General features: G+C 44.6%; 19 protein-coding genes. 13 read left to right on the forward strand and 6 right to left on the reverse strand.

Annotation, left to right across the window (positions count from 1 at the left end):
* The first annotated feature begins 337 nt into the window (after window positions 1–337).
* Entirely contained in the window at window positions 338–2,257 is a 1,920-nt protein-coding gene (locus ACK1LH_RS03515; RefSeq protein ID WP_411334508.1) for a S8 family serine peptidase, read from the forward strand.
* A gap of 682 nt (window positions 2,258–2,939) precedes the next feature.
* Here ACK1LH_RS03515 and ACK1LH_RS03520 read toward each other — a convergent pair.
* Window positions 2,940–4,706, reverse strand: coding sequence for a glycoside hydrolase family 66 protein (locus tag ACK1LH_RS03520; protein ID WP_411334509.1), 1,767 nt, complete (start codon window positions 4,704–4,706; stop codon window positions 2,940–2,942).
* A gap of 60 nt (window positions 4,707–4,766) precedes the next feature.
* Window positions 4,767–7,301, reverse strand: a complete 2,535-nt coding sequence (locus tag ACK1LH_RS03525; protein ID WP_029285342.1) for a glycoside hydrolase family 31 protein — start codon at window positions 7,299–7,301, stop codon at window positions 4,767–4,769.
* A 473-nt stretch (window positions 7,302–7,774) separates the two neighbouring features.
* Here ACK1LH_RS03525 and ACK1LH_RS03530 point away from each other — a divergent pair, with 473 nt between their 5' ends.
* On the forward strand, window positions 7,775–8,173 hold the full coding sequence (locus ACK1LH_RS03530; protein ID WP_029567225.1) for a DoxX family protein: 399 nt from the start codon (window positions 7,775–7,777) through the stop codon (window positions 8,171–8,173).
* A gap of 20 nt (window positions 8,174–8,193) precedes the next feature.
* Here ACK1LH_RS03530 and ACK1LH_RS03535 read toward each other — a convergent pair whose 3' ends face one another.
* Window positions 8,194–9,033, reverse strand: a complete 840-nt coding sequence (locus ACK1LH_RS03535) for an EcsC family protein (RefSeq protein ID WP_411334510.1) — start codon at window positions 9,031–9,033, stop codon at window positions 8,194–8,196.
* Window positions 9,034–9,176: 143 nt separating this feature from the next.
* Here ACK1LH_RS03535 and ACK1LH_RS03540 point away from each other — a divergent pair, with 143 nt between their 5' ends.
* The 3 genes from ACK1LH_RS03540 (at window position 9,177) to ACK1LH_RS03550 (ending at window position 11,485) form a co-directional block, all read left to right on the forward strand.
* Window positions 9,177–10,007, forward strand: coding sequence for an aldo/keto reductase (locus ACK1LH_RS03540; RefSeq protein ID WP_411334511.1), 831 nt, complete (start codon window positions 9,177–9,179; stop codon window positions 10,005–10,007).
* Window positions 10,008–10,457: 450 nt separating this feature from the next.
* The gene (locus ACK1LH_RS03545; protein ID WP_411334512.1) at window positions 10,458–11,045 is read left to right on the forward strand and encodes a class D sortase; all 588 of its coding nucleotides are present in this window, start codon (window positions 10,458–10,460) and stop codon (window positions 11,043–11,045) included.
* A gap of 17 nt (window positions 11,046–11,062) precedes the next feature.
* Window positions 11,063–11,485, forward strand: a complete 423-nt coding sequence (locus ACK1LH_RS03550; RefSeq protein WP_411334513.1) for a GNAT family N-acetyltransferase — start codon at window positions 11,063–11,065, stop codon at window positions 11,483–11,485.
* Window positions 11,486–11,527: 42 nt separating this feature from the next.
* Here ACK1LH_RS03550 and ACK1LH_RS03555 read toward each other — a convergent pair whose 3' ends face one another.
* Window positions 11,528–12,439: an RluA family pseudouridine synthase gene (locus tag ACK1LH_RS03555; RefSeq protein WP_411334514.1), complete on the reverse strand. Its 912-nt coding sequence runs from the start codon at window positions 12,437–12,439 to the stop codon at window positions 11,528–11,530.
* A gap of 165 nt (window positions 12,440–12,604) precedes the next feature.
* Between ACK1LH_RS03555 and ACK1LH_RS03560 the strand changes: the two genes are divergently transcribed.
* Window positions 12,605–12,997, forward strand: coding sequence for a DUF5365 family protein (locus tag ACK1LH_RS03560; RefSeq protein WP_234703469.1), 393 nt, complete (start codon window positions 12,605–12,607; stop codon window positions 12,995–12,997).
* Window positions 12,998–13,045: 48 nt separating this feature from the next.
* Here ACK1LH_RS03560 and ACK1LH_RS03565 read toward each other — a convergent pair whose 3' ends face one another.
* Complete coding sequence (locus ACK1LH_RS03565; RefSeq protein ID WP_029285324.1) at window positions 13,046–13,510, reverse strand: thioredoxin family protein; 465 nt, start codon at window positions 13,508–13,510, stop codon at window positions 13,046–13,048.
* 1 nt (window position 13,511) lies between these two features.
* Window positions 13,512–13,949, reverse strand: coding sequence for a disulfide oxidoreductase (locus tag ACK1LH_RS03570; RefSeq protein WP_029285322.1), 438 nt, complete (start codon window positions 13,947–13,949; stop codon window positions 13,512–13,514).
* A gap of 181 nt (window positions 13,950–14,130) precedes the next feature.
* On the opposite strand from ACK1LH_RS03570, the gene ACK1LH_RS03575 reads away from it, so the two are divergent.
* From ACK1LH_RS03575 to ACK1LH_RS03605, 7 genes are all read left to right on the forward strand, one after another.
* Window positions 14,131–14,793 (forward strand): HAD family hydrolase, encoded by a 663-nt coding sequence (locus ACK1LH_RS03575; RefSeq protein WP_029285320.1) that lies wholly within the window; start codon window positions 14,131–14,133, stop codon window positions 14,791–14,793.
* Between the two features lie 101 nt (window positions 14,794–14,894).
* Window positions 14,895–16,400: a GNAT family N-acetyltransferase gene (locus ACK1LH_RS03580; protein ID WP_406818037.1), complete on the forward strand. Its 1,506-nt coding sequence runs from the start codon at window positions 14,895–14,897 to the stop codon at window positions 16,398–16,400.
* A 398-nt stretch (window positions 16,401–16,798) separates the two neighbouring features.
* Entirely contained in the window at window positions 16,799–17,359 is a 561-nt protein-coding gene (locus ACK1LH_RS03585) for a glycerol-3-phosphate responsive antiterminator (protein WP_029567229.1), read from the forward strand.
* Window positions 17,360–17,521: 162 nt separating this feature from the next.
* Window positions 17,522–18,337 (forward strand): MIP/aquaporin family protein, encoded by an 816-nt coding sequence (locus tag ACK1LH_RS03590; protein ID WP_282034955.1) that lies wholly within the window; start codon window positions 17,522–17,524, stop codon window positions 18,335–18,337.
* Window positions 18,338–18,361: 24 nt separating this feature from the next.
* The gene (gene glpK / locus ACK1LH_RS03595) at window positions 18,362–19,852 is read left to right on the forward strand and encodes a glycerol kinase GlpK (protein ID WP_029285312.1); all 1,491 of its coding nucleotides are present in this window, start codon (window positions 18,362–18,364) and stop codon (window positions 19,850–19,852) included.
* A gap of 147 nt (window positions 19,853–19,999) precedes the next feature.
* Window positions 20,000–21,670 carry a glycerol-3-phosphate dehydrogenase/oxidase gene (locus tag ACK1LH_RS03600; protein ID WP_411334515.1) on the forward strand — a complete coding sequence of 557 codons (1,671 nt, stop codon included), beginning with the start codon at window positions 20,000–20,002 and terminating at the stop codon, window positions 21,668–21,670.
* Between the two features lie 230 nt (window positions 21,671–21,900).
* On the forward strand, window positions 21,901–23,631 hold the full coding sequence (locus tag ACK1LH_RS03605) for a phospho-sugar mutase (RefSeq protein WP_411334516.1): 1,731 nt from the start codon (window positions 21,901–21,903) through the stop codon (window positions 23,629–23,631).
* Window positions 23,632–24,384: the final 753 nt, after the last annotated feature.

Here is a 24,384-nt window from a genome sequence, read left to right on the forward strand (position 1 = left end):
ATAGGAGGTCTTTTTTTCGTGTACACATAAAAAAAATCTTTCCACGCAAGCATTTTCCTCTTAAAAACCCAAAACTCGTCATGAGCATAAACCTTTTGTCCAGCTGAACATCGAATGGAGATTCTCTTTATCTGTCTAAAGTCTCAGTCATGTCTTCTGCAACAGGTTCTGCAGTAGGATTTTTATGTTGTGAAAACCTTTGCAATATACTTCTATTATTTTTAAATATAGAGGTCTATTTCCCAATAAACAGTTCTGCTTTCATGTGATAGATTAGTAGAGTATAGAAGAGCAAGAAAATTCTTCTAGAATAGGATTGTTGAGGAGCTGAGCGAGTTTGGGGAAGAATGTTAAAATGACGGCTTTGGCAGTATCGGTTTGTTTGGCGGGAAGTCTTGTATTTTTGCCTGACGGAAATGCGTCTGCTGCACAAATGAACGGGCAGCTGCAGGAATTAAAAGCAAGTCAGGTATCATCGTACAGCAGTGAGTACCGGACAGGCGGCAAAGCGATGTTCAAGATGGACAGCTATGCAGACAAGCTTCCAAAGAGCGTTTTAAAGAAGCTTGAGGCAAGTGCAAAAAATTCGCTGTATGTGGTTCAGCTTAATGGACCTGTGACAGAGGCAGACCGTGCGGCTATTACGGATGCGGGCGCCGAAATCATGGAGTATGTGCCGGATTTTGCATTTGTTGTGAAAGCAGAGAAGAGCGCAGTAAAAGCTTTAAAGAAAAAGCAGGAGATTTCATCGATTACAGCCTATCTCCCATTATATAAATTGGATCCCGCTCTCGTTGAAGAGGGATTTGGAAAGCTCCTTGATGTTGAGCTGAAGGATACAGCTAAAAATAAGAAGAAGTTTGCAAAAAGAACGCTGAATGAGATTATTGAACTGGCAAGCCGCGAGGATACCCTGTTTGTCGGCAAGTCAAATACATTTCAGCTGCACAATGATGTCGCCGCAGGCATTATGAAAACAACAACTGCAAGCAGCACATACGGTTTGTCAGGTGCAGGCCAGACGGTTGCGGTTGCAGATACGGGTCTTGATACAGGACGAAATGATTCCTCGATGCACGAAGCATTCCAAGGCGGGAAAATCAAAGCTCTGTATGCCCTCGGCAGAACGAACAATTCAAGTGATCCGGACGGCCACGGAACGCACGTTGCAGGATCTGTTCTTGGAGATGCACAGTTTAAAGGGATGGCACCAAAAGCAAGTCTTGTCTTCCAGTCTATTATGGATGCAAGCGGCGGGCTCGGAGGACTTCCGAGCAACCTGAACACGCTGTTTTCACAAGCCTACAGTGCAGGTGCGCGCATTCATACAAATTCATGGGGAGCTCCTGTAAACGGCGCGTATACGCTTGAATCAAAGCAGGTGGATGAATATGTCTACAATAATGACGATATGACTGTGCTTTTTGCAGCGGGCAATGAAGGTCCCAATGCGAAAACGCTAAGTACACCGGGAACAGCTAAAAATGCGATTACGGTCGGTGCTTCTGAAAATAACCGTCCTTCGTTCGGAACGTATGCGGACAACATTAACCACATTGCCGCGTTCTCATCAAGAGGATTAACTTCCGACGGACGTGTAAAGCCTGACATCGTGGCCCCTGGAACGTTTATTCTTTCAACACGTTCTTCACTTGCGCCGGATGCAAACTTCTGGGCGACGTATAACAGCAAGTATGCCTATATGGGAGGAACGTCAATGGCGACACCGCTCGTTGCGGGAAATGCAGCTCTTCTCCGCGAGCATTTTATTAAAAATAAAGGCATCACACCGAAGCCTTCTTTAATAAAGGCTTCCCTAATCGCAGGTGCACAGGACACCGGTCTTGGCTATCCTAACGGCAATCAGGGCTGGGGACGGGTAACGATGGACAAGTCTGCACAGGTTGCGTTTGTTAATGAAACAAAAGTGCTTAGAACAAGCGAGAAAGCCGCATACAGTTTTAATGCAGTCAGCGGAAAACCGCTAAGAATTGCGCTTGCGTGGACGGATTACCCTGGTAACCCTTCTGCTTCGGTTTCCCTCGTGAACGATTTGGATCTTGTCATCAAATCTCCGAGCGGAAAAACATATACAGGAAACGATTTTACGTCTCCGTATAACAGTGAGTGGGATGGAAGAAACAACGTGGAAACAGTCATCCTTCCAACTGCTGAAGCGGGAACGTATACCATTGAAGTTCAGGCATACAACGTGCCGACGGGAACACAGGATTTCTCTTTTGCTGTTGTTCAATAAGAATTAAATACGATGCTGGGATATAAAAAGGGTGAATTTGAGTACTAAGCAAATTCACCCTTTTTTTATTTTATTCTATTATTTAAGGTGAAACGTTTTATAATCTGTTAGCAGGCTTCTACAGAGAATGTTTCACGCGTTATCGTACGGTATAATCAGCTGCCGGTGCTCGGATAGCATAAGCAAGCCGCGTTATTGTACGGTATAAATAGCTGCTGGTGCTCGGATAGTATAAGCAAGCCGCGTTATCGTACGTTATAATCAGCTGTTGGTGCTCAGATAGCATAAGCAAGCCGCGTTATCGTACGGTATAATCAGCTGCTGGTGCTCGGATAGCATAAGCAAGCCGCGTTATCGTACGGTATAATCAGCTGCCGGTGCTCGGATAGCATAAGCAAGCCGCGTTATCGTACGGCATAATCAGCTGCCGGTGCTCGGATAGCATAAGCAAGCCGCGTTATCGTACGGTATATATAGCTGCTGGTGCTCGGATAGCATAAGCAAGCCGCGTTATCGTACGGTATAATCAGCTGCCGGTGCTCGGATAGCATAAGCAAGCCGTGTTATCGTACGGTATAATCAGCTGCCGGTTCTCAGATAGCGTAAGATACACGCCTGTTCATACGTTATAGTCCATAGAGGCAACTATTTAGCATAGGATGCGTTTTTTATTTAGTGCTCGTTAACTGCTCTTATCATATTCAATCACAGCCATGCTCCAATATTTCAGAGAAGGCAAAGTTATGATGACATTGTTGCCTTTCTGAGTAAAAGAAACAGTCTGGGACATGCCTTCTTTCGCGTCAGGACTTGCCATCCAGATGCTTTTTATTTTCCTGGGTTCAGATAAGCGGATGGACACGTTTTTGCGAAGCGCAGGCTCCGGCTGCGTGCCTGATGTATCCCGCCATTCCAAGGAATCCGCTTCCGTAAAATTAATAAAATGGAGCATCTTCTGATGGCGGTTTTGTTTGGCAAACGACCAGACCGCTCCTTTTTCCGGAACAGAGGTAATCTTTACATCCGAACGGCTCTCAATCTCATTTTCCGTTTCTTTTAAATCCCGGCTGCGGAGAAGAGTCTGATAAGCTGTGAGAAAATCATAATAACGAATTAAGCCTTCTGAGAGCTCATGATCACTTTTCAGCTGATGATGGGGGAAATATTCTTTTGACAGCATATGCTCGCCAAGCTCCAGATGGGCTCCGCCGCTTGCGAAAATGACGCTGTTTGTTAAAAAGATGCCTGGCGGGTTGAATGTGCCTTTATTATCCGAAAGGTCATAGTTCATGTAGGCCGCAAGGACGGTGTTCATTCTGCTGTCTGACATTGTTCTGTTGTCGTCAATGATTTTCTTCAGATCACCATAGTACTTATAAGGATCCCAGACTTCTGTGTATAAAAAATCTGCTGGAGCAGACGATATATTCTCCTGGCCGAACTGATTGACCGCATTCATCACAATTCGTTTATCAGGGGATTGTGATTTTGCGTAATGCAGAAATTCATCAAAGCCGTCTGCAAGATTAACAGATTTCCCTTGAGAATCATACACTGCTCCGCGGTCCCCGAGCTGGTCGATGTGCCAGCCGTCAAAATCAAGAGCCTGATAGACTTGCTTCTGCCTGCCGATCACATAATCCTGCCAGCTGCGGTCATTGGAGTTTGCGAGGATGACATCACTTTTCCAGTCATCAGGGAGAGGGTGAAAGTCAGGTTCTTTTTGATGCGGATCCTTAAACAGCATCCATTCCTTTTTGACACCGTCTTCTTCTGCTCCTCTGAATGCTCCGTACAGCAAATTATAGGCCATGGCATTCATTCCGTATTCATGAGAAATTTCAATGTAATTTTTAACCGTCCCGAGCTGAACGTTTCTTCCTGCAATGTCCTGCCATTCAGGCGAAGGTCCGTTTTCTGTCATCTTCAGCGGCTGATGATGTTCATAATGCCAGTCGTAAAACTGAATGCCGTTTATATGATGCCGGTTCAGCTTTTTCAGCACAGAAGCTGCTTCTTTTTCACTGACATTGCCGAATTCGGATAGAAATCCGTAGCGGGGAAAAACAGACCAGCTGCTTGAAACGTCAACTGCGATGGTTTTAGACTCTTTTTCGGACTGCACCTTTACAAGGTAGCCTGTAAAATCATCCTCGGGAGGCTGCCAGGACCAGACGGCTTTTCCGTTTTCAGCATTTACGGTTTGGGTTTGGATTTTCTCATTCAGTTTCATATAGGTAATGGTAAGGCTGCTGCCGGAGCGTTCTGCAAGTGATGCCTCAAATTTGACAGGCTCTCCGGGTTTGTATCTTGCTTTGTCTGTGTGAATATCAGTGATGTCCGCTGTTTCCTTCTTTTCCGGAACCGGAGTGCTCTGGTTATTCTTATAGAGGAAAATAGCCAAAAGACAGCACAGGAGAGACAGCAGCAAAAGAATCTTTTTTCTCATGTTTTCACCCTTAATAGAAAAGGAGACCGGCTAATGATCAGCCAGTCCCCCTTTTTTAATTTATTGCTTGATTCTTACATCCCTTTTTTCTTCAACCGGGATATTTACATAGAGCTTTTTGGCTTTTGCATCATAGAAGTATGAACGGGACGTTTTTGTCATTTCATCCATGCTCGCAGCTGCTTTGTATTTTGCAGAGCCTGCTTTTACTTCTTTAGGTTTAGCCGTGTTATTCAGCTTCAGTGTGTATTTCTCAAGCTTAGAGTCATAGTTTTCAACAAGTTTCTTCTGCTTGAAGAGGATGTCTTTTCCGCGTTTTTCCACTTTCAGGCTTGTTTCGTTGTACTCGCCGTTTTCGTGGTCAAGTGTTTTGCCGTCATCCTCATAGAAACTGTACTCTGCTTCATCAGTCAGGTACGTATCAAGAATCAGGTCCGTAAGCGGCTTTTCGTCTGTGTACTGCTGTACATCGCGGTTTGGAACGATCGAGTTTTTCTTCACAAAGATCGGAAGGTGCTCAAGCGGAGCAGAAACGCTGATCGTTTGGCCGCCTTTGTATTCTTTTCCAGTCCAGTAATCAACCCATGTTTCATTGTCAGGAAGGTAAACGTCACGGCTTGTCTGTCCTTGTTTTACAACAGGTGCAAGCATCAGGGAGTTTCCGAACATGAACTGGTCGCTGATGTCATATGTGTTTTCATCTTCCTGGAACTGATAAACAAGAGGCTGCTGAACAGGTGATCCTGATTCTGCAGAATCTTGGAATGCGTTGTACAGGTAAGGAAGGAGCTTATAGCGCATTTCAATGTATTTCTTGCTGATGCCTTCAACTTCAGGTCCGAAAGCCCAAGGTTCCTGCCCTTGCTTCACTTCTGCTTTTGCATCACTATCGTAATGAATGCGTGAGAATGGAAGGAATGCTCCAACCTCAATCCAGCGTGCGAAGAGCTCTGCATCAGGACGCTGCGCAAATCCGCCGATGTCATTTCCTACAAAAGAAATACCGGACATCCCGATGTTCATGTTCATAGGAAGAGACATTTCAAGATGTTCCCAGTTACTTACGTTATCGCCTGTCCATAGAGCAGCATAGCGCTGTGATCCTGCAAACATGTCACGAGTTAAAACGAATGGACGGGTGTTTGGCTTGTGTTTTTCCCAAGCGCGGTACGTAGCGTCTGCTTCGTCGTGTCCATAAAGGTTATGGTATTCAGTATGAAGAATTTTGCTGTCATCATAGCCGAAGTATGTGTCAAGCGGCATTGTATGGTTGTGTCTTTCATCATCAAGGAATACGGCAGGTTCATTCATGTCGTTCCAGATGCCGTCAATTCCCTCGTCAAACAGAATGTTGTGCTTGCCTGCCCACCACTCGCGCACTTCTTCTTTAGAGAAGTCAGGGAAAGCTGAGTCACCAGGCCATACAGGTCCGATGAACGGAGTGCCGTCAGCATTTTTTGCCCAGAAATCATTTTTTGTGCCTTCCTGGTACATTTGATAGTTTTCGTCTTGCTTCACTGCCGGGTCGTTGATGGCGATTGCTTTGAATCCAGGCATTGTTTTTAATGTTTTAAGAGCGTTTTTGTACTCTTCACTCCAAGTGAAGACACGGTATCCGTCCATATAGTCGATGTCAAAATGCATCGTATCAAGCGGAATTTCTTTCTCGCGGTATGTTTTTGCTACATTCAGAATTTCGTCAGCTGTGTAGCCCCATTTACTTTGGTGAAGGCCGAGGGACCATTCTGCAGGAACGTCCATTTTTCCTGTCAGTTCTGTGTAGCGGTCAAGAACGTCAGAAATTTCCGGGCCGTTCATGAAGTAATAGCTCAAGTTTCCGCCGTTAGCGTAGAAGTAGTAGTAGTCATCAGATTCAGAGGCCATTTCAAAATAAGAACGGTGGGAGTTGTCAAAAAGAATTCCGTAGGCACGTTCATTTTTCAAGCCGATAAAGAAAGGAATCGTTGTGTATAAGTATTTTGTATCTTTGGTATAGGCGTAGGCATCTGTGTTCCACATTCCGATGCTTTTGCCGCGTTTGTTGACTTCAAGGCCTGACTGTTCGCCGAATCCGTAGAAGTTCTCGTCAGGATTTGTTTTCTTCATCACGTACGGCTTTCCGTTTTCATAGCCGGCCGAACCGTTGTTCATGTAGTCTTCATTGATGACATTGCCTTTTTCATCCATGAATTTAACGCCGAATTGAGATTTTTTAATATGAATAATAAGTTCTTTTGTTCGAAGTTCGTAGTGATCTTTCTTGTCTTTTACAGAGAATCTTGGAGTTTTCCAGTCTTTTTTGGAGATGGCCGGAGTTTCCTTTTCTTTTTCGCCTTTTTCAAGGACGGTTACCTTTGCGAGATCTTCATCAAGGATACGTATGTATGCATCGTTTGTGCCAAGATCAAGCTTTACGCCGTTGTTCAGGCGCTTCATGCTTTTAACAGCAAGCTTTTGAAGGTTTTCTTTGTTCAGCGGCGTGTCAGCTTCCGGCTGAGTTACGGCTGATGCGCTTGGTGCAAGGCCTGAAACTGCCATGACTACTGCAAGTGCAGAAGCAAATACAGTACGCTTCATATTTTTCGAATGTTGCATCATGTCACCTCTTTGAAATTTTTGTGTGTAAGCACATGAAAACTATAGAGAAAAGTTGTATATACAGGCAACCCCCATAAAACGTTAAACCTGAGAGAGTCCATGTGCCCAGGCACGTTGCTGCTACTGGAATGTAAGCGATATTGAAACTTTGTGAAAAGGGTAACATAAAAAAGTGAAAATGAATCTAATCGTCTAGGCTGTATACTTGTGTTACAGAAAGCAGGACATAACGATCATGAAATGCAACAAATGTAACATAGAGCGTTTACAAGCGTGCTTTTCAAAAAAATAATCCTCAGGAAATTTACAAAACGGATTGACAGTATGACAAATTGGTCATATAATTACTTTGAATTCAAGATATTTTAATTAAAAGTATTATTCGTCTCTGAGCCGCATATATGGTAAGGAAGGCAAATTTTTTTAGCTATATATCTCGAATTAAAAATAATTTGTGAAGGATGATTAGCATGCTTGATTTAGGACTTTTACTGATTCGTCTTGTTGTCGGATTATCATTTATGGCCCACGGGGCACAAAAACTGTTCGGTTCTTTCGGGGGACACGGACTGAAGGGGACAGGGGGATTTTTTGAATCGATCGGCATTAAGCCCGGCGTTGCTATGGCGCTGCTTGCGGGACTTGCAGAATTTGCAGGAGGCGCTCTCTTTGCAGCCGGCTTGTTTACACCGCTTGCAGGTGCTGCGCTGGCAGGAACGATGCTTGTTGCGATATTTAAAGTTCACGCGCCGAATGGCTTCTGGGCTTCAAACAACGGCTATGAATTGAACCTGACACTTCTTGCGGTGGCTGTCGGCGTTGCCCTTACAGGTGCAGGTGCGTATTCTCTGGATGCCCTTTTCTTTTAATGCGGCATGCAAAAAGGAACTCAAATTTGAGTTCCTTTTTCATTTTCTATAACGAATGGAGATTCTGTTTCCAGTCTTTCAAGAATCCTTCTTTTCTGATAGAGCATAATGCCTGCTTCAGCAATGTCTTTGATCATTGACCGGTTAGTATAGGCGCCGAAAAGCATCCCGGCTACAGGGACCATCTGCAGAAGTTTTTTCAGGCCGAAATGGTCACGGTACGTGTAGACAACCTCCCGCCAGCCCTGCAGTTTTGAAAGCATGTCCGCAGGTTTTGCGCTGCGTCCGTAATAGCCTGAAAGTTCGTTTAGAATCGCTTCTTTTCCAACCACGTCTGCAGAGGCGAACTGCAGGCATTTCACGATGAAAATGCGCTCCTCTTTTTCATCAGGATCATAGCCGTAGATGACCGCTATTTCCTGCAGGGTTTTCAGTGAAAGGCCAAGGATGACAGGGATATCCACTGCAAGAGTGAAAACTCCGCCAAACCCGGTCGTTGCTCCCTGAACCGTTGCGACATTTCCCCTGTTTGTTTTCAGGTCGCCGCTTACAATGTTCATGACATTCAATGGGACGGTTTTCAGGTCATCAATCGTTTCAATCGTTTTATCAGGAACGAGCTGCTGCACCTTTTTCAGCATGCCGTTTTTCTGTGTTAAGTATTTTCCGCCTCCCTGGATGAAGCTTCCGAGCTCATCAAGTAGAACGCCGATTTTTTTTTGAATAAATGCAGGCGTCAATTTATCAAGAATCTTAAAAGGAATCCGGCCGATTTTCTCCCAAAAAAACAGGCCTTTCTGATCGTCTTCCCATTCCTCAATTTCTTTTAAACGTGCAAGAAGCTGTTCCTTTGTTTCCACCGTTCACCGCGCCCTTTCCCTGGCTTTTTCTTCATTTTAGCAAAAGGGAACAGGAAAAAGAAAAAATGAAGCATATTTTTTGGATTTTGCCGAAGTTTATCAGATAATAGGTTTATTCTGAGTTTCAGAAAGGAGATACAATAATGGCAAAAAATCTGCAGGATACAACAGCTTTACATAATGGAGTGAATATGCCTTGGTTTGGCCTTGGCGTCTTTAAAGTGGAAGACGGAAATGAGGTTGTAAACTCTGTTAAATGGGCAATCGAAGCAGGCTATAAAAGCATCGATACCGCTGCTATTTACGGAAATGAAGAGGGAGTGGGACAAGCCATCAAAGAAAGCGGCGTCGCGCGCGAAGAGCTTTTCATCACGACGAAAGTATGGAATGCTGATCAGGGCTATGATTCTACCCTTAAAGCATTTGACGAAAGTATGAAAAAGCTTGGTCTTGAGTATCTTGATCTTTACCTCGTTCACTGGCCGGTTAAAGGCAAGTACAAAGAAACATGGAAAGCTCTTGAAACACTTTACAAAGAAGGAAAAGTAAAAGCAATCGGCGTAAGCAACTTCCAGGTTCACCATCTGAAAGATGTCATGGAAGACGCTGAAATCGTTCCTATGGTAAACCAGGTGGAATACCATCCGCGCCTGACTCAAAAAGAGCTTCATGCTTTCTGCAAAGAAAACAGCATTCAGCTTGAAGCGTGGTCACCGCTTATGCAGGGCAAACTGCTAGACGACGCGACACTGACAGAAATTGCAGAAAAACACGGCAAGTCTGTCGCTCAGGTCATCTTGCGCTGGGATCTTCAAAATGGCGTAGTCACCATTCCAAAATCAGTGAAAGAGCACCGCATTTACGACAATGCAGCCATCTTTGATTTCGAACTGACACAAGAAGACATGGAACGCATCGACGGCTTAAACCGCGACGAGCGTGTAGGTCCGGATCCGGATAATTTTGATTTTTAATTGTATGCTGAATGAGGCTGTTCTTAATGAACAGTCTTTTTTTATGCTTTTTTTGGAAATAATGTTTCGTGTAAATTCGGTAAACTCCAGTGGATTACAGCGGAAGGCACTTGACTCCTTGTCCAGCTGCAGCGCTCACGCTCCTCTGTCAGAACAAAATCCCCCAAAAAGTCAAACCCGGACTTTTCGGGTGATTTCTTATCTGACTGCCGGAGCAAAACGGGCGCTTCCGCTTTTCTAAGGGATGAAGAGGGCTCTGAAGATCCCGCAAACGCAGTGAGGAGGCTCCCGGTTCTCCCCGCGGAAAGCAAGTGACTGGAGCGGAAAGGAACGGGTAGCGCAAAAACACAAGGCGCTCTCTTGTAAAAATTGAGAAAAATCCATGTCCGAATTTTTCAAATTTGATATAATCAAAATGGATGAAACAGTAAAAGGAGACGTGCCGGCTATATGAAGAAATTATCATTTTTTCCGATTCTATTAATTGCTGCCGGACTTTGTTTAACAGGCTACGGGGGCTTTCAGATTGCAGAAACCCACCTTAAAACGAATCAGTCTCTTGCGGATGCGGAAGCCATCATCAAAGCCTCTGCAAGCTCCAAAACGGAAATGCCGACTCAGGAAAACCGGTACGAGGCTGAAACAGGCGATGCTGTCGGCATTCTGAAAATTGACCGGCTTGACGCCGAGCTGCCAATTGTTGAAGGGACAGACCCTGATGACCTGGCCAAAGGAGTCGGACACTACAAAGGCAGCTATTACCCGAATGAAACCGGGCAGATTGTTCTTTCCGGACACAGAGACACGGTCTTCAGAAAAGCCGGGGAGCTGAAAATAGGCGACTCGCTTGTCGTTGCCCTGCCTTACGGAGAATTTGAATACCGAATCAAATCGACAAAAATCGTAGATGCCGATGACCTCAGTGTGATTACTCTTCAAAATGAAAAAGAAGAACTGATCCTGACAACGTGCTATCCATTCAGTTTCGTCGGAAGCGCACCGGAGAGGTATATTATTTATGCTGAAAAAGCGGAATGAGATTGGAGAGAGGCAGCTTGATAATTAGAGAATTGAAAACAAATGCAGAATTTAAAGAAGCCTATCCTGTCATGTCCCAGCTGAGGGTGAATCTGAGTGAAGAGGATTACCTGGGGCTGCTTGAGCCTATGCAGAAGCAGGGCTACAGGCTGCTTGCCCTGTATGATGAAAATCAGATAAAAGGACTGGCAGGCATTATTGAACTGACGAACTTCTATAATGAAAAGCACATTTACGTCTATGACCTTGTGACGGACGGAGCTTCAAGATCCAAGGGGTACGGGGAAAAACTTCTTCACCATATAGAAGAGCTTGCGAAAGAATCCGGCTGCGGCATGATTTCACTGAGTTCAGGCAATCAGCGGAAGGACGCACACCGGTTTTATGAAGAAAAGATGGGCTTTGACAGAGTAAGTCACGTTTTTAATAAAAAGCTGTAAAAAAATGCTCCGGACAAGGTATCCGGAGCATTTTTCATGTTGTTAAAGAAACTCCAGCCGCACAAGCAGGTCTCTCATATCCTCAGGAAACGGAGCAAAGACATCAATTTCTTCACCTGTGAATGGATGCATGACGGATATTTCCGATGCATGAAGCGCCTGTCTGCGAATAAGATTCTGATTGCCGCCGTACAGGACATCTCCCGCAATCGGAAAGCCGATGTGGCTGACATGGACACGGATTTGGTGTGTTCTGCCTGTATCAAGCTGCAGCTTCAATAGTGATACATCAAATTTACGGGTATATCCTTCGCGCTTAAAATGCGTAAGAGCTGGTTGTCCTCCCGGTGAAACTCTCCTGCGGGACGGGTGGTGCCGGTCTTTTCCGATTGGATGATCGATGCTGCCTTTTTTCTGCTTCACTTCGCCTTGGACAACGGCCGTATAGGTTCTCTTTACTTTTCGTTCTTCAAGCAGCCGGTCAAGTACCGCATGCGACAAGGCATGTTTCGCAAAAACGACGGCACCTGATGTATCCCGGTCGAGTCTGTGAATATGCCTGATTTTCCGCGATAAGCCGTTCATCTGAAAATGGGAAGCGATCCCGTTTGCAAGAGTCCCCGTTTGAGACGGCTCATTCGGATGAGTGTCCATCCCTGCCGGCTTGTTCACAATAAGGAAATGATCATCCTCGTATAAAAAATCAAGCTCCATATATTCAGCAGCGGTGCCGCAATCCTCTTCATGAAAAACCCGAATCATAACGGAGTCCGATTCTTTCAGCTGCTGCGTCCAGTCCGGGTCTTTCTCATTCACTTTGACATCTTTGTTGATTCTGAAACTATGGGCAAGTCCTTTCGGAACATGAAGTTTTTCTTTTACCATTTGCTGAAGTGACATTCCCGCCCACTCTTGCTTGACAGGTAATATCAGCCATTCGCCTTTGCGTTTCATTCTTTGTCCCCCAACTGTGAGTAGTTCTTCAAGTATACTAAACGATCTATTTGGATGTCCAAGCTATAAACGGAAACACTTACCTCTGCTTAGCGGTTTGGAGCTATGTTAAAGTTGTAGTAAGACAAAGAGTGAGCAGCAAAGAGGTGAATAGATTTGAGGATTGTGTTTGCATCAACTGAGGAACAGGAGCATTACATTGAAGAGCTGATTCAAACGATGTACGAAGACATTTTTCCGAGGTATTTTTCAGATGAAACGATTGATCAGCTTGATGAGCTTTCTGTACTGAAACCCCATTCAGAAGACCTTCAATATAATGGAACTCTGAAAGAAGCCTTTCAGATCATGTCGAGTCTTCAGGCGCTGACGGCGCTGCTGGATCATTTGGATGATCAGCAGGGGGAAGAACAAAGGAATCTGTATAACCGCAATATCAGCATTTTAAAAAAGTACGGCTACAAACTTCCGCTGACATTTGATCATTTTCTGGCTTCAAGGGAAAAGGCCGAGGAAGTGAGCAAGTACGGAAAACCGGCGAATAAGTGGATTGTGTAAGGAATGAAAAAAGGGGACACGGTTGTGTCCCCTTTTTGCGTTGATCGTTTATTTCCATTCGCTGAACAGGTCTTTAAAGAAAGCCCCGTCATTATATCCAACTACACGGTCAACTTCTTTTCCGTTTTCGTATTTAACGAGAGTAGGCGTTGATTCGATGCCGTATTTTTGCCAGCCGTCTTCGAATTCAAGAAGGTTGAACTGTCCGATTTCAACACCTGCATCATCAGCTGCAGGCATAAGTTCAGGAGTTGTCCGTTTGCAGTGTGAGCATGTCGGGCTGAAATAATAAACGATGAAATCTTCTTTTTTGTCCATTTTTTCATCTACTTCTTCAGGAAGAATGATACTTTGATAGTTTGGATCGTCAAGCTGATCAACCGTTGCGGAGTTCAGCTCATCCTTGCCGTATGGATTGCCTTCTGATTTTTCCGATTGCTGATAGGTTGTGACAAAGGCCAAGCCTCCGAAAATGACTAAGAAAATACCTGCAAATATCAAGATTTTTTTCATATTATCGACCTGCTTTCCATTTTCTGTGTATCGTAAAGCTTGCTGCAAAAATAATTGAAAATCCGATTAATGCGAGAAACGGGATCGTAATAAATCCAAGCCAGTTAATATACTCACCAGTACATGGGACAATACCGCAAGCGGCTGAATTCTCCCCGATAAAATCAATCTTCTGGACGGCGTAGTGGTAAATGGAGATTGCTCCGCCTATGCCTGATAAAATCATCGTGTAAAAGGCAATCTGATAATCTTTTTTAATGACGGCAATCCCAAGGATCACGACCAGCGGGTACATGAGGATCCGCTGATACCAGCAGAGATTACATGGAACAAAATCGAGAATCTCTGAAAAATATAAGCTGCCGAGCATCGAAATGAAGGACGCTCCCCAGGCGGTAAACAAAGCATTTTCTATGTATTTTTTCTCTTGTTCAGACACACTATCGCCTCTCCATCAATAAGGTTACACGACATATTATAGTTGCCGGGCCCATTCTTGTAAAATGAAAGCGCCTTTTGATAGGGTGCGCCCCGGATATCACTCCCCAAACACTCCCCATTTTCTTTCTTTTTAAAATCCGTTATATAATGAACATACTACTTGATAGGAGGGGCACACAGTGATCAAAGCAATCGTTTTCGATTTTGACGGACTGATATTGGATACAGAAACGCACGAGTATGAAGTGCTCCAGGAAATTTTTCAGGAGCATGGGAGCGACCTTCCGATGCAGGTGTGGGGGAAAGTCATTGGTACATCCTCAGATTTTAACCCGTATCAGTATTTAGAAGAGCAGATTGGGAAAACGCTGGTGCATGAAGACCTGGCGGCTCTGCGAAAAGAAAAATTCGCTAAAAGAATGGAAACGGAAGGTCCGCGACCAGGCGTTGAAGCCTATTTGCTTGCTGCACAGGACCTTGGACTGAAAATCGGTCTGGCCTCAAGTTCCAGTTATCAGTGGGTTTCCACCTATCTCAAATCTCTGAACTTATTTGATTATTTTGAGTGCATCCGCACCTCTGATGATGTGGAAAAAGTAAAGCCCGACCCGGCCCTTTACATAAAAGCGGCAGAATGCCTTGGCCTGAAGCCTGAAGAGTGCCTGGCTTTTGAAGACTCAGCAAACGGGGCACTTGCAGCAAAACGTGCGGGAATGTTCTGCACCATTGTTCCAAACAGTGTGACGGCCCATATGGAATTTGCAGAGATTGACCACAGGCTGGAATCAATGGCAGAGATGGAGCTTGCAGAAGTGATCAGAAAAATTGAATTAAATCGTTAACATGTTTTAAACCGGTTTCTAGCGGGAATAAATTGCTGGTAAGAAATAAAGGAGCGATTTTTGTGACAGATACAATTGACTTATCGAAATTTGAGAAAAAGATGATTATCAGAAATATTGAAGACAAAGACATAGATGAAATTCTGGCTATGCAGGCGCTTTGTTTCCCGGGCATGGTTCCGTGGAAAAGGGAGCATCTTGAAAGCCATCTTGAACATTTTCCCGAAGGACAGTTCTGTGCTGAATTTGAAGGCAAAATCATCGGATCGTGTTCAAGTTTGATCATTAACTTTGATGAGTATGACGACAGACACACATGGGATGATATTACAGACAACGGCTATATCACCAACCACAATCCGGACGGATACAATATGTACGGCATCGAGGTCATGGTGCATCCGGATTACCGCCGGATGAAAATAGGCCACAGACTTTATGAGGCAAGAAAAGATCTTGCGAGAAGACTGAACCTGAAAAGTATTATTATCGGGGGGAGAATCCCGAACTATCATAAATTTGAAAAAGAGCTTTCGCCAAGGCAGTACGTACAGGAAGTGAAGCAGCATAAAATTTATGATCCTGTTCTGTCTTTTCAGCTGCTGAATGGCTTTACACTGATGAGGATCAACCCGAACTACCTGCCTGATGACAGAGCTTCGGGCAAATATGCCACGCTGATGGAATGGAACAACGTTGATTACCTTCCAACCTCAAAACGCTATTACAAAACAGCTTTTCCGGTTCGCATCTGCGTGGTCCAATATCAGATGAAGCAAATCAATTCGTTCGAAGAATTTGCGACACAGGTTGAGTATTATACAGACGTTGCTTCCGATGCTTCCGCTGATTTTGCGGTATTCCCGGAGCTGCTTACGACACAGTTAATGTCGTTCCTGGATGAAAAATCACCGAGCAGGGCCATCCGGAGGGTAACGGAATATACAGAGGAATACATCAGCCTGTTCACAGAGCTTGCTGTAAAATACAACGTGAACATTATCGGCGGTTCCCATTTTGTAGAAGAAGACAACGGGAAAATTTTCAACGTGGCCTATCTTTTCAGAAGAGACGGCACCATTGAAAAACAATACAAAATCCACATTACGCCGAATGAGCGCAAATGGTGGGGCATCAGCAGGGGCGACGACATTAAAGTATTTGATACCGACTGCGGAAAAATCGCCATCCAGATCTGCTATGATATCGAGTTTCCTGAGCTTGCGCGGATTGCTGCAGACAAAGGCGCAAAAATTATCTTTACGCCTTTCTGTACAGAAGATCGTCAGGGATATCTCCGTGTCCGCTACTGTTCACAGGCACGCGCTGTAGAAAACCAGATTTACACGGTGATTTCCGGAACGGTCGGAAACCTGCCGCAGACAGAAAACATGGATATCCAGTATGCGCAGTCAGCCATTTTCGCGCCGTCTGACTTCGAATTTGCAAGAGACGGCATCGTCGGGGAGTGCAATCCAAATATAGAAATGGTCGTCATCGGAGATGTTGACCTCGAGATCCTCCGCAGACAGCGCCAGTCCGGTACAGTCAGACAGCTTAAAGACAGAAGACATGACGTGTATGGAATCCGTTATAAGAAGAACTGATTTGGATTTATTGGAGACAGAGATTTTCTTTGTCTCTTTTTTATGGAAGACTTTTAGAACACTTTCCAGATGCCAGAGCTGAGACAAAGTGTTCTAATCGGGTCTTAAGAACACTTTCCAGATGCCAAAGCATAGACAAAGTGTTCTAATTGGATCTTAAGAACATTATCCAGATGCAAAAGCAAAGGCAAAGTGTTCTAATCGAACTTTAAGAACACTTTCCAGATGCCAGAACACAGATGAAATGTCCTAAACAAAACGGTAAGCCCACTTTCAAACAAAAGTGAAAAGAAATCATGTCCCACTCACTGCCCCCTTGAGTTGTCATCCCGTATATAGTACATTCCTTGTATGTCATTATTCATAAAAAAAACTAAAAAATGGAAGGAGGACACTTTATGAGTTTTGAAGGCCAGCAAATTCTGCCTGCAATCCGCAATATGAAGCAGTTTGAACGGTTTCTCGACAGTCCTTATACATACGGCGTGCTTCTTGATACACACCTCGGACAGGTGCGGAATATTGTCCGTCTTGCCAATTCTTCAAACAAGAAAATGCTGATACACGTGGATTTGATTCAGGGGCTGAAGCATGATGAGTATGCTGCGGAGTTTATTTGCCAGGAGGTTAAGCCTGCCGGGTTGATTTCGACAAGGTCTAATGTGATTGCCAAAGCCAAGCAGCGCGGGATCTATGCGATTCAGCGGCTGTTTTTGCTTGATTCGAGTGCACTTGAAAAAAGCCTTGAGCTGATTGCGAGGACAAAGCCGGATTATATTGAGGTTCTTCCGGGGCTTGTTCCTGGCTTGATTGCAGAGATTAAGGAGAAAACAGGCATTCCGATTTTTGCAGGAGGCTTTGTGAAAACGTCAGACGAGGTGCATCAGGCGCTGCAGGCAGGGGCTACGGCAGTTACTTCATCTGAAATGGATTTATGGAAAAACTATCAAAAACTATAAGAAATTTCTGTTGACACCGCTTTCATTAGCATGTACCATAAGGGCAAGTTAATAAATGTGACGGAGAAACGGAGATCCACAGCAGTACTTTACATTTTTGTAGAGGTATTTGCTGTGGATTTTTTTCTTTCCCGTGCATTTAAAGAATTGGAGGAATTATAAATGACTGCTTTTTGGGGAGAAGTTATCGGTACAATGATTTTAATCGTGTTTGGAGGCGGTGTCTGCGCCGGTGTCAGTCTTAAAAAATCATTCGCCCACCAGTCAGGATGGATCGTCATCACGATGGGCTGGGGATTTGGTGTAGCAATGGCTGTATATGCCGTTGGCGGTATAAGCGGCGCGCATTTAAATCCGGCAGTGACATTTGCACTTGCTTTTTCGGGATCATTTGAATGGAGCCAGGTGCCATCATACATCGTTGCACAGTTGCTTGGAGCATTCCTTGGGGCAGTGCTTGTGTACTTGCAATACTTGCCGCACTGGAAGGAAACAGAAGATCCAGGGGCGAAGCTCAGTGTCTTTTCAACAAGCCCTGCAATTCCGAATTATTTTGCGAACTTTATCAGTGAAGCGCTTGGAACATTTATTTTTGTCCTTACATTGCTTGCCATCGGAGCGAATACTTTTACAGAAGGCTTAAATCCGCTGATTGTTGGATTTTTGGTTGTTGCCATCGGACTGTCGCTTGGAGGCACAACAGGTTATGCCATCAACCCGGCCCGTGATCTTGGACCGAGACTTGCACATTTTATGCTTCCGATAGCAGGAAAAGGGAGCTCGAACTGGAAATATGCATGGATACCGGTTGTAGCGCCGCTTGCAGGAGGTTCATTTGCCGCAGTCTTTTACAATTACGTTTTTAAGGGTACTATGAGTACTGCATTCTGGTATGTAGCTGCAGCATTAGTTTTCATGCTTTGCGTCGTTTATGCGATGACGAAAAAACAATCCGCACAGCGTTCAGCCGTTTATTAAAACTTTTGAGGGGGAAAATGTATCATGGAAAAATACATCTTATCTTTAGATCAGGGAACAACAAGTTCAAGAGCTATTTTATTTAACAAGCAAGGCGAAATCGTTCACATTGCTCAAAAGGAATTTAAGCAGTATTTTCCTAAGCCGGGCTGGGTTGAGCACAATGCCAATGAAATCTGGGGATCAATTCTTGCTGTTATTGCAACATGCCTCAGCGAAACAAATGTAAAGCCTGAGCAGATTGCAGGGATCGGAATTACCAACCAGCGTGAAACAGCAGTTGTATGGGATAAAAACACATCACAGCCTGTCTATAACGCAATTGTATGGCAATCACGCCAGACTGCAGGCATCTGTGAGGAACTGAAAGAAAAAGGCTACAATGATACATTCAGAGAGAAAACAGGATTATTAATTGATGCTTACTTCTCTGGAACAAAAGTGAAATGGATCCTTGACAACGTGGAAGGAGCAAGAGAAAAAGCTGAAAACGGCGATCTTTTGTTCGGTACCATTGATACGTGGCTAATTTGGAAGCTTTCGGGCGGAAAAGCGCATGTTACGGATTATTCAAATGCTTCCCGCACACTTATGTACAACATCCATGAGCTGAAGTGGGACGACGAGCTGCTTGAATACCTGACTGTGCCGAAATCCATGCTGCCTGAAGTGAAACCGTCTTCAGAAGTATATGCCAATACGATTGAATATCATTTCTTCGGCCATTCTGTACCAATCGCAGGTGCAGCGGGAGATCAGCAGTCTGCCTTATTCGGACAAGCATGTTTTGAAGAAGGAATGGCTAAAAATACGTACGGAACAGGCTGCTTTATGCTTATGAACACAGGGGAAAAAGCCATTCGCTCTGAAAATGGCCTGCTGACGACAATCGCATGGGGCGTTGACGGAAAAGTGGAGTATGCCCTGGAAGGAAGCATTTTCGTTGCAGGATCAGCTATTCAGTGGCTGCGTGACGGTCTCCGCATGTTTAAAGATGCAAAGGACAGCGAGGCGTACGCAGAACGTGTCGAGTCTACAGACGGCGTATATGTCGTTCCTGCATTTGTCGGACTTGGAACTCCTTATTGGGACAGTGACGTGAGAGGTGCCGTCTTCGGCTTAACGCGCGGTACGTCTAAAGAGCACTTTGTCCGCGCTACACTGGAATCCCTTGCTTATCAGACAAAAGACGTTCTGACTGCAATGGAAGCTGATTCAGGCATTTCCCTGAAAACACTCCGTGTAGACGGCGGTGCGGTGAAAAATAACTTCCTTATGGATTTCCAGAGCAATATGCTTGGAGTGCCGGTAGAGCGTCCTGAAGTAAATGAAACGACAGCTCTTGGCGCTGCCTATCTTGCAGGACTTGCAGTCGGCTTCTGGGAAGACAAGTCGAATATTGAAAAGCAATGGAAGCTTGATAAGCAATTCGAGCCTGATATGGAAGATGAAAAGCGTGATGAGCTTTACAGCGGCTGGAAAAAAGCAGTAAATGCAGCTCAGGCTTTTAAATAAACAAAAGCTGTGATATACTAAGGTCAAGTTAATAGAACGGTTGGAGATTTGGAGAGGCCACAACACTGGCGCATGCATGTCATGCTGCACCAGCTTGTTGTGGTCTCTTTTTTATCCCCTTCTGGAAAATAATAGGAGGTACTAAATATGACTTTTTCAAGCGATAAACGACACGATGTCTTAAATAAAATGACACAGGAAACATATGATGTATTTGTAATCGGCGGCGGTATAACAGGTTCGGGAATTGCACTGGACGCAGCTTCCAGAGGAATGAAAATTGCCCTGGCAGAAATGCAGGACTTTGCAGCAGGAACATCAAGCAGATCCACGAAGCTCGTTCATGGAGGACTGCGCTATTTAAAACAGTTCGAAGTGAAAATGGTTGCCGAAGTCGGAAAAGAAAGAGCCATCGTATACGAAAATGGACCGCACGTCACAACGCCTGAGTGGATGCTTCTGCCTATGCATAAAGGGGGAACTTTTGGACCGTTCTCAACATCCATCGGTTTGCGCGTTTACGATTTCCTTGCTGCTGTCAAACGCGGCGAAAGAAGAAAAATGCTGAGTGCTAAAGATACTCTGGCTAAAGAGCCATTAGTTAAAAAAGACGGTCTTAAAGGCGGAGGATACTACGTTGAATACCGCACAGATGACGCAAGACTGACAATTGAAGTAATCAAAGAAGCGGCGCGTTTTGGCGCAGATGCCGTCAACTATGCAAAAGTGGAAGGCTTCATTTACGATAAAGGAAAAGTAGTAGGCGTTCATTTAGTTGATACGATTTCAGGGAAACAATATGATGTCTACGCAAAAAGAGTCATCAATGCTGCAGGCCCGTGGGTTGATACATTAAGAGAGATGGACAAATCAAAAACAGGCAAATCCCTGCAGATGACAAAAGGAATTCATCTTGTGTTCGACCAGAGCAAATTCCCGCTGAAACAGGCCATCTATTTTGATACGCCGGATAAGCGCATGGTTTTCGCCATTCCGCGTGACGGCAAAACGTATGTCGGCACAACAGATACGGTTTATAAAGAAGATCCAAAAAACCCGCGCATGACAGTGAAGGACAGGGATTATGTCATTGAATCGATCAACTATATGTTCCCTGATCTGAACATTAAAGCTGAAGATGCCGAATCAAGCTGGGCCGGTATCCGCCCTCTTATCCATGAAGATGGAAAAGATCCGTCTGAGATCTCCAGAAAAGATGAAATCTGGACGTCTGAAACAGGTCTCATGACGATTGCAGGTGGTAAGCTGACAGGCTACAGAAAAATGGCAGAGCACATCATCGACATGATTGTGAAAGATTTCAAAGCAGCGGGAATGAAAGACTTCGGTCCGTGCAAAACGCGTAATATGCCTATCTCCGGAGGGCACGTTGGAGGTTCTGGAAGCCTTGAGACCTTTGTTAAAACTAAAACGCAGCAGGGAATGTCCCTTGGCCTGACTGAAATGCAGGCAAAGCATCTTTCAAGAAGATATGGGTCAAATGCAGATGCTCTTTTCGAAAGAGTGGAAGCATTAAAATCTGAGGCTGATCAATACGGGCTGCCGGTTTACATCCTTGCTGAGATTGATTACAGCATGTCAGAGGAAATGACGGCAACTCCTTCAGATTTCTTTGTCAGACGAACAGGTGCTGTGTATTTCGATATAAACTGGGCGAAGCAATACAAAGATGCTGTGATCAACTACATGGCTGATAAACTGAAGTGGACTCCTGAGCAAAAACAAACTCACACAAGCATTCTTGAAAAGCAAATTCATGATGCAGTCGTACCTGATGAAGTAAGAAAAGCGAATTAACAGCTGAAGCTGCAGCCCGGTACGGCTGCAGTTTTTCTTTGTTATTTTCTAAAATTTAACTATTTTGAAATTGAAATTTTTTACAGAAATTAAAAGTCAGACAGGTTCAATATATGTTAAAATAAGCGGAGAAATCGACGTATTTCTATTTTTTACATACGAAATCAGGCAGGATTTGTCTGAAACATGAAGAAAGTGTTACATACAAATAAAATTACTGGAGGTACGTTATGAGTTTTGAAAAAAGCTATCAGCGCTGGAACAGCAAAACAGATTTAGATTCAGAATTAAGACTGCTTTTATCCGGTTTGGAGAGTGACGACAAGGCGCGCGAGGATTGCTTTTATAAAAACTTGGAGTTTGGAACGGGCGGAATGCGCGGAGAAATTGGTCCAGGTACAAACCGCATGAATGTCTATACGGTCCGCAAAGCTTCAGAAGGACTGGCTCTTTATATCGAATCTTTCGGTGAAGAAGCCAAAAAGCGCGGAGTGGCGATTGCCTACGATTCACGCCACAAATCACCCGAGTTTGCCATGGAAGCAGCAAAAACTCTTGCAAGCCACGGCATTCAGACGTATGTTTTTGAAGAACTGCGCCCGACACCTGAACTTTCATTTGCTGTTCGCCATTTGAATGCGTTTTCCGGCATCGTGGTTACAGCAAGCCATAATCCTCCTGAATATAACGGCTATAAAGTATACGGCGAAGACGGCGGACAGCTGCCGCCTGCTGCCGCAGATGAAGTCATTGCGAAGGTCAACTCGATTGAAGATGAACTGAGCATTGAAGTAAAGGACGAAGCTGAACTAAAAGAAGCCGGCCTCATCAAAATGATCGGGGAAGAAATCGATGCTGCCTACACAGATAAGCTCGTTACCATCTCTGTAAACCCTGATCTGTCAAAAGAAACAGATCTGAAAATTGTTTTCACTCCGCTCCACGGCACAGCCAACAAGCCTGTCCGCCGCGGACTTAAAGCGCTGGGCTATGAGAATGTAACAGTCGTTGCAGAACAGGAACAGCCGGATCCAAACTTCAGCACGGTCAAATCGCCAAATCCGGAAGAGCATGCAGCATTTGAATATGCCATTCAGTATGGCCAGAAAAACGACGCTGACTTATTAATAGCAACGGATCCTGATGCAGACCGTCTCGGCCTTGCCGTTAAGAATCTCGACGGTGAATACGTCGTTCTGACAGGAAACCAAACAGGTGCCATTCTGCTTCACTACCTGCTTTCCCAGAAAAAAGAAAAAGGCAAGCTTCCTGAAAATGGGGTTGTGCTGAAGACAATCGTAACCTCTGAAATTGGCCGTGCCGTTGCTGAGTCATTCGGTTTAGACACGATCGACACGCTTACAGGCTTTAAGTTCATTGGAGAAAAAATCAATGAATATGAGCGCACAGGTCAATACTCATTCCAGTTTGGTTATGAAGAGAGCTACGGCTATCTGATCGGCGATTTTGCCCGCGATAAAGATGCCGTTCAGGCTGCCATCCTCGGAGTAGAAGTTGCTGCCTACTATAAAAAACAGGGCAAAACGCTGTACGAAGGCCTGCTTGACCTTTTTGAACAGTACGGCTACTACCGCGAAGGCCTTGAGTCATTAACCCTCAAGGGAAAAGACGGAGCAGAGCAGATTCAGAGAATTCTCGCTTCCTTCCGCAGCACGCCGCCTGAAACGCTTGCAGGCTTGAAGGTAACAGTTGTTGAAGATTACAAAGCGGGAACCCGTTTAAACATTTCATCTTCTGAAACAGAAGAAATCACACTCCCATCTTCAAACGTCCTGAAATACTACCTTGAAGACGGCTCATGGTTCTGTCTGCGCCCATCCGGCACAGAGCCTAAAGCAAAATTCTATTTTGGTGTGAAAGGCAAAACCCTGTCAGAAAGCGATCAAAAACTTGAAGAAATCTCTTCAGATCTAATGAAAAAAGTGCATGCATTGATTTAAGCAGAAAGCTGAAAAGGTATTTTCCTTTTCGGCTTTTTTATTTGCGGTTTCTTGGGTGCTTATCCGTCTTATAAGTGCCCTCAATTTATGATTTTCGAGTTTTGAGGGTGCTTATCTGTCTTATAAGTGCCCTCAATTTATGATTTTCAAGTTTTGAGGGTGCGAATCTGTCTTATAAGTGTCATCAATTTTTAATTTTGAAGTTTTGAGGGTGCTTATCTGTCTTATAAGTGCCCTCAATTTTTGATTTTGGGGTTTTGAGGGTACTTATCTGGGTTATAAGTACCCTCAATTTTTGAATTTCGAGTTTTGGGGGTGCTTATCTGTCTTATAAGTACCCTCAATTTTTGATTTTTGAGTTTTGAGGATGCTTATCTGTCTTATAAGTGCCCTCAATTTTTGGTTCTGAAGTTTTGAGGGTACTTATGTGTCGTATAAGAGCCCTTAATTTTTGATTTTTAAGTTTTGGGGGTACGAATCCGGTTGAGGTATTTTCCTGACCGCCTGAGCTAAACGGCTGCTTCCGCATTGCGCATTGTCCAGCTGCGCCTCCCAGGTCCTCAGTCGGAACAAAATCGCCGATCGGACCTAAACGGTCGGCTCCGCTTTTCGCGTTGTCCAGCTCCGCCTCCCAAGTCCTCAGTCGGAACAAAATCCCCGAAAAAGTCAAACCCGAACTTTTCCGGTGATTTCTTATCCGCCGATCGGACTTAAACGGTCGGCTCCACATTTCTAGTCTACATCCAAAGTCGT

Source organism: Metabacillus indicus (assembly GCF_046603695.1).
Classification (GTDB): Bacteria; Bacillota; Bacilli; order Bacillales; family Bacillaceae; genus Bacillus_P; species Bacillus_P indicus.

What these genes read in the sequence shown, in the direction of transcription:
- ACK1LH_RS03520 (WP_411334509.1), bottom strand. Translation starts at nt 4,706, where the DNA reads ATGAGAAAAAAGATTCTTTTGCTGCTGTCTCTCCTGTGCTGTCTTTTG.
- ACK1LH_RS03525 (WP_029285342.1), bottom strand. Translation starts at nt 7,301, where the DNA reads ATGCAACATTCGAAAAATATGAAGCGTACTGTATTTGCTTCTGCACTT.
- ACK1LH_RS03530 (WP_029567225.1), top strand. Translation starts at nt 7,775, where the DNA reads ATGCTTGATTTAGGACTTTTACTGATTCGTCTTGTTGTCGGATTATCA.
- ACK1LH_RS03540 (WP_411334511.1), top strand. Translation starts at nt 9,177, where the DNA reads ATGGCAAAAAATCTGCAGGATACAACAGCTTTACATAATGGAGTGAAT.
- ACK1LH_RS03545 (WP_411334512.1), top strand. Translation starts at nt 10,458, where the DNA reads ATGAAGAAATTATCATTTTTTCCGATTCTATTAATTGCTGCCGGACTT.
- ACK1LH_RS03555 (WP_411334514.1), bottom strand. Translation starts at nt 12,439, where the DNA reads ATGAAACGCAAAGGCGAATGGCTGATATTACCTGTCAAGCAAGAGTGG.
- ACK1LH_RS03565 (WP_029285324.1), bottom strand. Translation starts at nt 13,510, where the DNA reads ATGAAAAAAATCTTGATATTTGCAGGTATTTTCTTAGTCATTTTCGGA.
- ACK1LH_RS03580 (WP_406818037.1), top strand. Translation starts at nt 14,895, where the DNA reads ATGATTATCAGAAATATTGAAGACAAAGACATAGATGAAATTCTGGCT.
- ACK1LH_RS03585 (WP_029567229.1), top strand. Translation starts at nt 16,799, where the DNA reads ATGAGTTTTGAAGGCCAGCAAATTCTGCCTGCAATCCGCAATATGAAG.
- ACK1LH_RS03590 (WP_282034955.1), top strand. Translation starts at nt 17,522, where the DNA reads ATGACTGCTTTTTGGGGAGAAGTTATCGGTACAATGATTTTAATCGTG.
- glpK (WP_029285312.1), top strand. Translation starts at nt 18,362, where the DNA reads ATGGAAAAATACATCTTATCTTTAGATCAGGGAACAACAAGTTCAAGA.
- ACK1LH_RS03600 (WP_411334515.1), top strand. Translation starts at nt 20,000, where the DNA reads ATGACTTTTTCAAGCGATAAACGACACGATGTCTTAAATAAAATGACA.
- ACK1LH_RS03605 (WP_411334516.1), top strand. Translation starts at nt 21,901, where the DNA reads ATGAGTTTTGAAAAAAGCTATCAGCGCTGGAACAGCAAAACAGATTTA.